Raw genomic sequence first — 11583 nt, 5'->3', positions numbered from 1 at the left:
TAACGTGTCGCGAAGGGAGCCTTTCGTGATCACGACCATCTTCAAAGCATTGGGACGTCGGCAAATGGACGTCAGCCTGCGCACAAAAGGCGGGCATCGGGTGCGCATCGTCGAACGCCCCGGCGAATGGATGGAAGATCGCGATCTCGAAGCGCTTTGCGCCGATTTGCGCCGCATTGCCGCCGAAACGCTGCCAGCGGACGGGCTGAACTATGGTGTGTTTGCTGGCGATGCAAGCACGATGAAACAGGTGGTCATCACCCTCGTATCCCGCGCGGACGGGACACCGATCGCGTTCAACGCGCTCGTGATCATGCAGATCGCGACCGTGCCTGCGCCGACCGAGGTGCTGCACCTCGGGTTGGTCATGATCGTCCCCTCGGAAAGGTCGCAGAACCTGTCCTGGGTGCTCTATGGGCTGACCTGTTTTCTGATCTTGCTACGGCGGCAGTTACGACCGATCTGGGTGTCCAATGTCACGCAAGTCCCCGCCGTTGTCGGAATGGTCTCGCGCATGTTTTCAGACGTCTGGCCGCGCCCCGATCAGGGACGGCGCAGCCTGACGCATCTGTTGCTGGCGCGGCGGATCATGGAAGAAAAGCGGGCCGTCTTCGGCGTCGGTCCCGACGCGGAATTCGATGAAACCCGTTTTGTGATCAAGAACGCCTACACCGGCGGGTCGGACGGTCTGAAGAAGACATTTGAAGAAGCCCCCAAGCACCGGCAGGACGCGTTCAACGCGTTTTGCGCACAAGAACTGGACTATGCGCGCGGCGACGATCTTTTGCAGCTCGGCCGGATGGATCTGGCCGCAATGCGCACCTACCTGTCGCAGGAAGTGCCGAAATCCGCACTTGCAGGCTTGTTGTTGACCGGCGCAATCGTGGCACTGCGGCGCGTGTTGCTGCCGGTGGTCTACTGGGCGGACAGCACAAAACGATGGTCGATCCTGCGTCCCTTCAGAGATGACGCATGATCAGTTCGGCAAGCATTCTGGCGCATCTGTTCCTGTCCCTGGCTGCGGTCGTCGGACTCGCGTTGCTGCACAGCAGCCTGCGCAGTCAATCCCCGGACGATCCACTGACACGGCGGTTCGTCTTCGGGGTCCGCGTAACGATGGCGATCTTCATCGGGCGTGCGCTGGTCGTGCTGACAGGCGGGCAATTCGGTATCGCGCTGGTCTCTGTCGCTGCGGCGTTCGTCCCGCTTGCGGTGCTGTTGCTGACCGAAGGACTGCTGCGGCGACACGCGCCGGGCTGGCTCAAGGCTTTCGGCGGGATCGGGGCAGGGGTCTTCACGATCCTCGGCCTCATTCCGGCGATGTGGGCATCCGGTCTCTACAACATCGCGCTGGTGGGGTTTCAGGTTATCGGGCTTGCGTTGTGCGGCTGGATGGTCTGGCAGCGCGACCGGGCAAGCCTTTCAAACAGCGAAAATCAGACAGCCACCCGACTGGCGCTTTCGCTTTTTCTGCTGGTGCCAATGATCGCGGCGGATTACGCAATGGTCTTTCTGCGAATGCCGGTTCAGATCTCGGCACTCGGCGTGCTGGTCCTCTGCTGGCTTGCGGTCGGTCTGGGGCAGGCAACATCGGGAATGCGCGGCGTGCTACTGGGATTTGCCATTCTCACGGGCGTTTCGCTCGGTACCGGGGCCTTTATCGGCTGGATGATGGCGGGCAGCCGCGAAGCCATTATCCTTGGGGCGGCGGTCACAATGGCCGCTGTCTTTGTCGTGGCAATCTACTTTGACGCACGCCAACAGCGAACCGCCGGGCAAAGTCTGTCCCTGCTGCGGCACATGGCAGAAGGGCCGCAGGACAGCGCTTTGACCTTCTTGACAGGGTTGCGTGACCATCCCGCCGTCGAAGGCGCGTTGGTGATCGGCGGGCGCGAACTCGCGGACCTCGACAGTGACACGCTGGACCGTGTGTTCAGCCTCGCGCCGGTCCTGCGGCGTACCGATCCACCCATGGATGACCCTGTCCTTGTCGATCATGTCGAGGCCCTGTTCACGCGGTATCAGGCCAGTCATATCCTGCAGGTCAGCGCCAAGCCACGCCGACTGATCGCGCTGGCCATGCCGCCGCTTGGGGTCTCGATGCAAACGGAATTCGAACTGCAGGCCGTCCAGCGAATGGCGGCCCTGATCGCGGCCAAGGAAGCGGCCCATGCTTGATCACGATGCATTCGAAAGGATCGTGACAGAGGCCAATCAGGCCCCGTCCGTTCACAACGCGCAGCCAGCACGGTGGCGGCTGCAGCGCGACGTGATCGAAGTTGCCGCCGATCTGTCCGTGCAATTGCCCGAGGCAGACCCGGACCAAAGTGCAATCGGTCTGTCCTGCGGTGCGGCGGTCGAGGCGACGATGCTTGCTTGCACGGCGCGTGGATTTCAGACGCATGTCGTCGATCATTGGGACGACAACAACCGGCACACCTGGCGGGCGCATCGGCTTGCAGCACAGATATACCTGTCAGAAGGCGGCAGGCCCGACGCGCTTTATGATCAGCTTGGGGCGCGATTCACGTGGCGATCCAACTTCGAACAGGAAACGCCGCGGCTCTTCGGGTGGACACGTCAGGATACGACGCTTGTGCTGGATGCGCCTACCCGCACGTGGTTCGCAGATCACAACGACACGGCGAGCCTTGCGATCCTCAACCGGCCAGCGTTCCGGCGCGAATTGCTTTCATGGATCAGGCTTGATCCGGTCCATCCGCGCTGGTCATTCGACGGGCTGTCACGCGAGGCGCTGTTGATGCCCAAAGCGGTTGCGCGCAAGGTCCGGCTTGGGTTCGGTCCGCTTTGGTCGCTGCTGCGACTGACGGGTGGGACAAAAGCGCTGACGGCCGAGCGCGCGCAAACACTGACCGCACCCGTCATCGCGGCATTTCACGTTCCGGCCGGGCTTTCCGCGACCGAGGCAGGGCGTGCCTACCTGCGCTTGTGGCTCGAAGCCACGCGTCTTGGTTTCGCAGGATGGCCGATGGCGGCCCTGACGGACCATGCGCCGACCCGTGCCGCGGTCGCGAAACGCTTGAATATCGGTGCTGACCGTCGTCTTGTGCAGGTGATCCGATTTGGAAAACCCACCGGTCCGCGACCGCCCCGTGCACGTCGCCCAATCGCCGAGATTATGAATGACTGACCCACGTACCGTTGCCCGCCAGATTTTCAACGCCGGGGTCGCGGCAGCTGACCCTTATGGCGCGGTCTTTCGCAATATCGGGGCGCTACAGGCACCCCACCAGATCATCGCCGTCGGCAAGGCAGCGATGCGGATGGCCGAAGCCGCGCTGGAACACTTTCCCGGTACACCGTGCATTGTGGTCACAAACTATGAAAACGCCGGCGCACTGAATGGGGCCACAGTGATGGCGGCAGGTCACCCTGTCCCCGATGAAAACGGTGCTTTGGCGGGGAAGGCAGTCTTGGCTGCCTTGGAAAAAGCAGACGGACCGGTGCTGGCTTTGATTTCAGGTGGCGGGTCAGCGTTGCTGCCAGCGCCGTCGGAAGGCGTCAGCCTTGCCGACAAGGCTGCCCTGAATACGGCGCTGCTGGGAAGCGGGCTTGATATCGTGCAGATGAACCTGATCCGCCAACAGGTTTCACGGTTGAAAGGTGGCGGTTTCCTGCGCGCCGCATCGCCGAATCATGTCACGGCACTGATCCTGTCGGATGTTGTTGGGGATGACCTGTCCGCTATCGCAAGTGGTCCGACCGTGGCACCCCTTGGCACCGCGTCGATGGCCCGCGATCTGCTGAAATCATCTGGCCTTTGGGACAGCTTGCCGAACGCGATCATGACCCATCTGGAAAACGCGCCGGATGACCGCGACGTGCCAGCCGCGACGAATATCCTGATCGGTTCCAACGCGTTCAGCGTCGCGGCCATGCAGGCCGCCGCGCCAGATGCGCGGGTCTTGTCACCGGTCGAGGGTGATGTGGCCGAGGCCGCCAAGGTGATCTGCGATGCCGCGCTGCCCGGTGTCACGCTCTGGGGTGGAGAGACGACGGTCAGGCTGCGCGGTACGGGGCGTGGAGGGCGCAATCAGGAACTGGCCTTGCGTATCGCACATGAAGCCGCAGCAAGGGGCTGGACACGCTGGACCTGCCTGCAGGGCGGATCGGACGGACGCGACGGACCAACGGACGCGGCGGGTGGGCTCGTCGATCAGGGAACGCTTGCGCGTATTTCAGACGCGGGCGGAGACGTGACCGCGCTGCTTGCCAATAACGACAGCTATGCAGCTTTGGCACTGGCAGGTGATCTGCTCATGACAGGTGCAACTGGCACCAATGTCGCCGATCTTGGCGTTCTGATCCGCGACTAGTCCACGGGCAGCCCGCTTGGCACCGTGTCTGGTCGGCCAAGCGGGCGGGTCAGGGCGGTTTCGCCTGTGAGCGCTTCCAGAAAAGCCACCAAATCAGCGACTTCCGCGTCCGACAGCTGCATGGGCCGTATGTCGATCTGCGCAGCCTGCCGGTCCATTTCAAGGCGGTCCGACCGGATCGCCACATCTGCCGCTGCAAGCCAGGGGACATCCGGCAGGTTCGCCATCTCGATCGTCCACGCGGCCCGCGCGCCAGCGGGATCAAGGTGGTGACGGATCATCGCGTCAAGCGTGGGATAGGCACCGTTATGGCCGTAAGGTGCGGTCAGAGCGACGTTTCGCAAGGAGGGGGTGCGAAAGCGGTAAGCATCTGCGATGTCATTGGATTTGCCCATCCTCCCCACGTCTCGCGGCATTGGGTCCCACGTGCGCGTGCGGCCGGGGCCAAAGGCGGGCAGGCCAAGCGCATGGAACTGCTGATCTGTGAAAAGCGGACCCGCGTGGCAGGCCGCACAACGGGCCTGTTCAAAGAACAACTTACGGCCCCGTTCGGCGGCGTCAGGCAGGGGGACGCCCTGCAACCACGCGTCATAGGGGCTGTCATAGCTGCGCCACTCGCTATTGATAAATGCGCCAAGCGCGTTGCCGATGTCTGCGATTGTGACGTCGGCAGGTTCTTCAATGTGGTCAAAGGCTTGAACGAACATGTCGCCATACGCGGGGATGGTGCGGACGCGTTTGGCGATGATCGGCCAGGCGGTATCGGGGCGGTCGTGGATGGCCCCGGCGATTTCATTCTCGCGCGGATTGCCAGCCATCTCGAATTGCGCGGTCAGCGGAAACAGGGCCTGCGCTGCTGTGAGGTTATCAAGACCCGGCGGCAGCCATTCTTCTGCCGGAGAATTGAAGCCGTTATCGTACTGATCGCCACGGGTCAGGCGCCCGTCATGGAACAGCACGCGGACGTCTTTATGCCCAAGATTCCAAAGGCTTGGCGCGTTGCGGGGGATGCGTTTGACGATGCGGTCCGCGCCTGTTCCGGGGGTGCGTTCAGGGCCGACGCCAACACCGCCTTCGCCGATGCCAAGCGACAGCCCATCTGTCCCGGCATGATCGTGATGATGGCAGGTGCCACAGCTGATATTCCGGTTGCCTGACAACACCTTATCATAGAACAAAAGCTGGCCGATCCGGGCTTGTGCGGGGTCGGCGGGGATGTAATCGTCTTGCGTGATCTGGGCCGTCGCAGGGGCCGCCCCAAGCGCCAAAAGGAGGGCTGTGACATGCGTACACCGCGCGTACACTGGGCGTGCACCGCGTTTGTGATGTTCGCGTCTTCGGCGCAGGCCGATATGGAACGCGCGCGCGATCTGATGGAAGCGCAGCAATTCAGCCAGGCGCGCGCCGAATTGGAGATCTATGCGCGATCCGGCAATGCCGAGGCCGAGGAGTTGATCGGTGTCATGTACGCGCTTGGACTTGGGGTGGCGCAAGACGACGTGCGGGCCTTTGAGTGGTATCTGCGGGCATCGATGAAAGGGCATGCAGGGGCACAATCCGGGCTTGGGTGGTACTACGAAGTCGGCCGCGGTGTGGCCCCCGACCTTGTGCGAGCGTATCTTTGGTATGCGCTCTCAGCAATAGGCGGCGACGTTGATGCCCCGGACTCGCTTGAAAGCCTGACGCCGAAGCTGACAGCAGAAGAAAAGGCGCTGGCAGAAACGCTGGTCGATGACTACCGTGTGTGGATGTATCCGTTTCGGTGATGGCTTGCACCGATTGATCTACACACTGTTTCCCAATAAGCCATTGAGTCTTGCCTAATATTTGGTAAACGCGAACGTGGATCATTAAGATTCAGGTAACAATTCGGTGCGAGGTCACGATGTCATTCTTTAAAACCACACTGCTAGCCGCGACGACCGCTGTGCTTGCCACAGCAGGAAGTGCCGCGACGATCACGAACGGCAGTTTTGAGGACATCGGTTCGGGTACTTTGAACAATAGCGGCTGGAATATTTTCGCGAGTGTTCCCGGTTGGACAGGTCATCCAAATATCGAAATCCAGTCAGACAAGACGCTGGGGTCGATCGACGCGCAAGATGGCGACTACTACGCCGAGCTCGACACGAACCAGAATTCGACAATTTCGCAGGATCTTTTTCTTGGAGCCGGCAGCTATATCCTGAGCTTCTATTACAGTCCGCGGGTTAATGCGACACCGACGACGACCAATGATCTGGTTTTCGAGGTTGTTAGCCAGAGTTTTGGCAGTCTTCTTTTCAACAGCATTTCAGGTGCACCCAACCCGGCCTATCCGCATGGGAAGTGGACACAAGTAACTGCGAATTTCACGCTGGTTGAAGACGACGATGTCAGTCTGTTTTTCTCAGCCGTCGGAGAGCAGCGGACAGCCGGTTGTGGCGACTGCGGTGCGTTGATTGATAACGTTTCACTTTCCGCTGTGCCCCTGCCTGTCGGTGTGCTTTTGCTGCTGACCGGACTTGGCGCACTTGGCGCCGCACGGCGTCGCAAGACTGCTTAGGGCGGTGTGTTGAATTTGAAGAAGAGGGGCGGTTAATCCGCCCCCTTTTTTGTTGGGGGGGCTTCCGCGTTCGGAATTGTCCGTTGCTGTTGTGAGGCAAACGACGGCTGTGCGGGACAAAGTGAGCTTTCGCTGCGGCTGCGCCAATGTCTGCATTGCATTTCTTAGAGCGACTTGACCATTAGCACCCAATCTTGGCCTGGCCCTTTCCAGTCACCCTTGAACATAGGGCGTCTGGCTATTTCTTCGAAGCCACTACGTTCATAAAGGCGGATCGCCGGAATGCTGGCATCGGAGACCACCAGTGCGATGCGGGAATGTCCGCCAGCGCGTGCCATGCTTTGCGCTTGCGCCATCAAACGGGCACCATGTCCTAAGCCGCGATATGCGGGCAGCGTTGCGATCACGTTCAGGCACCATGCTTCTGGGACGAGGTTTTCCAGTTCCATTAGTGGGACCCACTCGGCATCGACGCCTTCGAGCGAAGCCGGTTCGGCTCCGTGGGGTTGTCCCATCATGACCGCCTCGACACCGGACCCTTGATCGAGCACGACGATGTTCCATCCGGACTCTATCTGCTCGAACTGTTGATGACGGCCTTGTTCCCAAGGATCACCGTTTGTGCCTGCCATTCGCTTCCAGACTGTTAGGAGCATACCGCCAGATGCCATGTCGTTAAGCCGCGCAACGGTGTCGGCATCTTCGGGTTTGAAAGGACGCAACGGAGGAGCAAGTGCGACTGATAGACTTGACCTGATTTGCGTCACTGGATTTCCTTCAGCTTTCTAAGTTGGGTGGAATCAAGCCAATTGCAAATCACAGCGTCAAAGACATTTCATGCCAAACCATCCCACCGTGTTCGGAGGCTGAGAGTTGCTGATAGACATATCCAAACTTCTCATAGAGCTGCACGTGTTGCTCCTTGCACATGAGATGAATGGCCTCCTTGCCCCGCCCCCTCATGCGTTTCTCGAACTCGACTAACAGTGCCTTTGAGTAGCCTTTCCCTTGATGCTCGGGATCGACAACAACTGACAAGATGACCACATTCGGTGCGTCTGGATCGTGACCGATGAGTTCCTTGAACTCTTCGTCTGACATCTCGACATTGTATGCACATCCGGAATTGATGAACCCTACAACTTGACCATCGATTTCAAGGATCAGAAAACCTTCTGGATAGGTCCCAATGCGCTTTGCGATTTTCGCAAGGCTAGCTGCCTCGTCGCCTTCGTAGGCATCGGTCTCTATTTCAAAGCAGCGATTTGCGTCGGTAGGTTTGGCGTTTCGAAATTCGTTCATGCGACTACACTATTCGGGATGGATCAAGTTGCAAAGCCGCCGTTCGCACTGCTCGCAGCATCCGGCACTCTGGGCTCAAAGCAAACGTAGAAAAGGCCGCTCAACCGAGCGGCCTTTTCATTCTTACTGTATCGAACCTTAGTTCAAGTCGCTCGCATAGTCCTCGGCCAGTTCGGCCTCAGCCTCACCCACCGCTGTGATCAGCGCGTCGAGGATTTCGTTGCCGCCTTCGACGTTTTCACGGAACCAGCCTTGGACGGGTTCGGCTGCGGCTGCGAATGCGGCCTTTTCTTCGGGCGTTGGCACGTAAAGGTCACCGCCGCCGGCAACGAAGGCTTCGTAGGCCTCAATTGACTTGCGCTTGGGCGAGGCGAATGTCGCCTGCTGCAACTGGCTGAACCCATCAACCACAACGCGGCGCAGGTCTTCTGGCATGGCCATGAAGTTTTCGTTGCTCATCCACCAGAGCGCACCCATGTAGGCGTGCCCGTCGAGTGTCACATACTGCAGGCCCGCATCCGGGAATTTCATCCCCATGATGTCGGTGATCCCGTTCTTGGACCCGTCAACGACGCCTGTCTGGAACGAAGTGAACAGTTCGGGCCATGGGATCGGGGTCGGGGACGCGCCCAGTGCCTTGACCAGTTCCTGCGGCAGGTCGGCGACCACAGTCCGGATTTTCAGGCCTTCCATGTCGGATGGCTGCTGCACACGGCGTTGCGTGTTTGCAAAGTTGCGCCAGCCACCTGTGTTGCCAATGGTCATCAAACGGATCGTGTTGTCGGATGTTTCCAGCGCCATATCGCGCATGGTGCGGGTGAAATCCCCGGTCAGCACGTGTTCCGCCACGCGATCGTCCGACATCAGGTAGGGCAGGTCGAGCACCTGCACATACGGGAAGATGCCAGCCGCACCACCAGAGGTGGAGATGTAGACGTCGATGGACCCTTCGGCCACGCCTTCGAGGCATTCCGCACCCGTGGAACACAGCTGTGTTCCGATGAACAGTTCCACTCCGATGCGCCCGTTGGAGGCGGCTTCGACGTAGTTCTTGAACACGACCAGACCGTCATAGTCTTCGTCATTCTCGTTCGAGTTGGCTGTCGCCCGGATGGTGAATTCCTGGTGCCCATCGGCCCAGGCGGCGAACGGTGCCGTCAGGAACGCGGCCGCTGTGGCCACCTTGGTCAAATGTTTGATCATTGTCTTCTCCCTATTGTGATCGTGATTTGAGGTTATTGGACAAAGCCCGTCAAGCGCGGGATCGTCATGGATATGGCGGGAACGTAGGTGATCAGGAAGATCACCGCGATCTCTACGGCAAGGAACGGTAAAATTGATCGGGCAATGGTTTCCACCCGTTCGCCCGACACTGAACTTGCCACGAACAAGACCAGCCCCATGGGCGGTGTTGCCAGTCCGACCGTCAGGTTCACCGACATGATGATCGCGAAATGCACCGGGTGCACCCCGAGATCGACGAAGATCGGCCCGAGGATGGGCCCGAGGATGATGATCGCCGGACCTGCATCCAGAAACATCCCCACGATGAAAAGCAGTATGTTGATCAGGAACAGCAGCATCAGCGGGTTTTCGGATAGTCCGAGGATGAAGTCGGCGAGGATTTGCGGCGCGTTTGACAGGCTGACAACTGTTTTGAACGCCACCGCCGCCCCGACCAGCAAAAGCACCGCTGACGTCGAGAGTGCGGATTTCGCGAGCACCTGGTAGAGGTCCCTTGTTTTCATGCTGCGCAGCACGAAGAAGGACACGATCAGCGCGTAAGCCACGGCCACGGCCGACGCTTCGGTCGGGGTCATCACACCGACAAGGATGCCCCCGAGGATGATCACCGGTGTTTGCAGCGGCGCGATGGCTTTCTTGCACACCATGCGGAAGTCGTGGCTGACCATCGTGCGGTAGTGCATCAGCATGAAATGCGCGATCACGAGCATCAGCGCGAAGACAACCCAGAGGTTGATGCTGTGGACCTTGTCGCCCGCCGCATCAAAGCTGGCCAACCCGATCCGTGCCGACAGCCCGGCGTAGATCGCCAGCAGGATACCTGCGAAGTTGATCCGGATCAGCACGAGGCTGACCCAGTATTCTGTCTTTGAAATCTCCTGGTTCTGGGTGACGATCCGTTCGGCTTTGGGCAGGTCGTATCTGTCCGCCAGCACCCGCACCATCACCATCAGGCCGACCCCGACGAGAATGCCGGGGACGATGCCCGCAAGAAACAGCGCGGCGACGCTTTCCCCCATGACATAGGCGTAGATGATCATGATGCCGGATGGCGGGATGATTGGCCCGATGACCGAGCTGGCAGCCGTAATCGCGGCGGCGAAGCGGCGCGTGTAGCCGTTCTTTTCCATCGCGGGGATCAGGGTGGACCCAAGTGCAGAGGTATCCGCAACCGCCGAGCCCGAGAGACCGGCAAAGAGGATCGAGGAGAGGATGTTCACATGCGCAAGACCGCCGCGCAAATGGCCCATGAAGGCCTGGGAAAACTCGACCAGACGCGTGGTGATCCCGCCGCGGTTCATTACCTCGCCTGCCAGCATGAAGAAGGGCAGTGCCATCAGCGGAAAGCTGTCCATGCCTGTATAGAGGTTGCGATAGAGGATCGCGACGTCGCGTTCTTGCCCGTTGGCATAAAGCAGGGCACCGGGTGCGGCCAGCAGGGCGAAGACGATCGGCAGGCCGATCATGATCAGGATCAGGAAGATCGGCAGGAACCAAAGCAGCATATCAGTCAGCTCCTACGACTTGGGACGTGGACAGCCGGGTCAGCTTGTCGCCACCGCCCAGCAGCGTGATGAACTGGCGCAGGATCAGTTCGATGTTCACGAGGATCAGCAGATTGATCCCGACCCAGAGCGATGCATACTGCCACTGGTTCTTGAAACGGATGTTTTCGCCGCCGATCAGTTCCAGCGGAATGCGCAGCGTCGATGAGTTGCCCCGTCCTGACAGGCTGTCCACGTGGTTGTTCAGGCCCTTGTCCCAGGCAACGATCAGGACGGCCATTGAGATCGACAACAGCACCAAGGTGAGAATGGCTGAAAGGACGCGGGGCAGGGCGCGTTCGAGCATATCGATCGAGACGAACCCGCCCTGGCGGAACGCCAGCGGGGCCATCAACCCTGTCAGCCAGAGCATCCCGAAGCGTGCCGCTTCTTCTGTCCAGTTGAGCGCGTCGCCGATCACGTAGCGGAAGAACACCTGCGCGAGGATCAGGCAGACCATGATTGCAAGTGCAGCCACGGCAATGACCTTGCCCATGGTCAGCAGCTGCGTGTTCAGCCACTCGAGTGGCTTCAGGACTGTTAGCAAGACCGACACTGCGGCTCCTCCCTTGCTATGATGCGGTGCGGGCTTTGCCCGCTTTTCTCTTTA

At 60.0% G+C, this 11583-nt stretch carries 12 protein-coding genes; 6 read left to right on the top strand and 6 right to left on the bottom strand.

The window, feature by feature from the left end; genetic code table 11:
- Positions 1 to 25 precede the first annotated feature (25 nt).
- Genes BMY44_RS07205 through BMY44_RS07190 form a run of 4 tightly spaced genes read left to right on the top strand, consistent with a single transcriptional unit; the run spans position 26 to position 4337 of the window.
- Positions 26 to 976, top strand: coding sequence for a hypothetical protein (locus tag BMY44_RS07205; protein ID WP_089992136.1), 951 nt, complete (start codon positions 26 to 28; stop codon positions 974 to 976).
- The gene (locus BMY44_RS07200) at positions 973 to 2178 is read left to right on the top strand and encodes a hypothetical protein (RefSeq protein WP_089992134.1); all 1206 of its coding nucleotides are present in this window, start codon (positions 973 to 975) and stop codon (positions 2176 to 2178) included. The genes BMY44_RS07205 and BMY44_RS07200 overlap by 4 nt, the downstream gene beginning before the upstream one ends.
- Positions 2171 to 3151 carry a nitroreductase family protein gene (locus BMY44_RS07195; protein WP_089992132.1) on the top strand — a complete coding sequence of 327 codons (981 nt, stop codon included), beginning with the start codon at positions 2171 to 2173 and terminating at the stop codon, positions 3149 to 3151. Before BMY44_RS07200 ends, BMY44_RS07195 begins: the two co-directional genes overlap by 8 nt.
- Positions 3144 to 4337, top strand: coding sequence for a glycerate kinase type-2 family protein (locus BMY44_RS07190; protein WP_089992129.1), 1194 nt, complete (start codon positions 3144 to 3146; stop codon positions 4335 to 4337). Before BMY44_RS07195 ends, BMY44_RS07190 begins: the two co-directional genes overlap by 8 nt.
- On the opposite strand, the gene BMY44_RS07185 is transcribed toward BMY44_RS07190, so the two are convergent.
- The gene (locus BMY44_RS07185) at positions 4334 to 5605 is read right to left on the bottom strand and encodes a cytochrome-c peroxidase (protein ID WP_089994654.1); all 1272 of its coding nucleotides are present in this window, start codon (positions 5603 to 5605) and stop codon (positions 4334 to 4336) included. The two genes, BMY44_RS07190 and BMY44_RS07185, sit on opposite strands and share 4 nt — an antisense overlap.
- A 57-nt stretch (positions 5606 to 5662) precedes the next feature.
- Between BMY44_RS07185 and BMY44_RS07180 the strand changes: the two genes are divergently transcribed.
- Positions 5663 to 6103 (top strand): tetratricopeptide repeat protein, encoded by a 441-nt coding sequence (locus BMY44_RS07180; protein WP_089994653.1) that lies wholly within the window; start codon positions 5663 to 5665, stop codon positions 6101 to 6103.
- 119 nt (positions 6104 to 6222) lie between these two features.
- Complete coding sequence (locus tag BMY44_RS07175; protein ID WP_089992128.1) at positions 6223 to 6882, top strand: VPLPA-CTERM sorting domain-containing protein; 660 nt, start codon at positions 6223 to 6225, stop codon at positions 6880 to 6882.
- A gap of 164 nt (positions 6883 to 7046) precedes the next feature.
- Here the strand turns inward: BMY44_RS07175 and BMY44_RS07170 are convergent, their stop codons facing one another.
- The 5 genes from BMY44_RS07170 to BMY44_RS07150 form a co-directional block, all read right to left on the bottom strand.
- Positions 7047 to 7649, bottom strand: coding sequence for a GNAT family N-acetyltransferase (locus BMY44_RS07170; RefSeq protein ID WP_131801585.1), 603 nt, complete (start codon positions 7647 to 7649; stop codon positions 7047 to 7049).
- 49 nt (positions 7650 to 7698) lie between these two features.
- A complete protein-coding gene (locus BMY44_RS07165) occupies positions 7699 to 8184 on the bottom strand; it encodes a GNAT family N-acetyltransferase (protein ID WP_089992123.1) in 486 nt (161 codons plus the stop codon).
- A gap of 138 nt (positions 8185 to 8322) precedes the next feature.
- Positions 8323 to 9387, bottom strand: coding sequence for a TRAP transporter substrate-binding protein (locus BMY44_RS07160; protein ID WP_089992121.1), 1065 nt, complete (start codon positions 9385 to 9387; stop codon positions 8323 to 8325).
- A gap of 32 nt (positions 9388 to 9419) precedes the next feature.
- Positions 9420 to 10934, bottom strand: coding sequence for a TRAP transporter large permease (locus tag BMY44_RS07155; protein ID WP_089992118.1), 1515 nt, complete (start codon positions 10932 to 10934; stop codon positions 9420 to 9422).
- A 1-nt stretch (position 10935) separates the two neighbouring features.
- On the bottom strand, positions 10936 to 11529 hold the full coding sequence (locus BMY44_RS07150) for a TRAP transporter small permease (protein ID WP_089992115.1): 594 nt from the start codon (positions 11527 to 11529) through the stop codon (positions 10936 to 10938).
- Positions 11530 to 11583: the final 54 nt, after the last annotated feature.

The organism is Cognatiyoonia koreensis (assembly GCF_900109295.1).
In the GTDB taxonomy this organism is placed as follows: domain Bacteria; phylum Pseudomonadota; class Alphaproteobacteria; order Rhodobacterales; family Rhodobacteraceae; genus Cognatiyoonia; species Cognatiyoonia koreensis.
The sequence above is the reverse complement of the archived record's forward strand: the minus strand, read 5'-3'. Positions and strand labels throughout refer to the sequence as shown.

Excerpts from the sequence above, each read along its gene's own strand:
- BMY44_RS07175 (WP_089992128.1), top strand. The coding sequence starts at position 6,223 with ATGTCATTCTTTAAAACCACACTGCTAGCCGCGACGACCGCTGTGCTT.
- BMY44_RS07165 (WP_089992123.1), bottom strand. The coding sequence starts at position 8,184 with ATGAACGAATTTCGAAACGCCAAACCTACCGACGCAAATCGCTGCTTT.
- BMY44_RS07190 (WP_089992129.1), top strand. The coding sequence starts at position 3,144 with ATGACTGACCCACGTACCGTTGCCCGCCAGATTTTCAACGCCGGGGTC.
- BMY44_RS07155 (WP_089992118.1), bottom strand. The coding sequence starts at position 10,934 with ATGCTGCTTTGGTTCCTGCCGATCTTCCTGATCCTGATCATGATCGGC.
- BMY44_RS07180 (WP_089994653.1), top strand. The coding sequence starts at position 5,663 with ATGTTCGCGTCTTCGGCGCAGGCCGATATGGAACGCGCGCGCGATCTG.
- BMY44_RS07195 (WP_089992132.1), top strand. The coding sequence starts at position 2,171 with ATGCTTGATCACGATGCATTCGAAAGGATCGTGACAGAGGCCAATCAG.
- BMY44_RS07160 (WP_089992121.1), bottom strand. The coding sequence starts at position 9,387 with ATGATCAAACATTTGACCAAGGTGGCCACAGCGGCCGCGTTCCTGACG.
- BMY44_RS07200 (WP_089992134.1), top strand. The coding sequence starts at position 973 with ATGATCAGTTCGGCAAGCATTCTGGCGCATCTGTTCCTGTCCCTGGCT.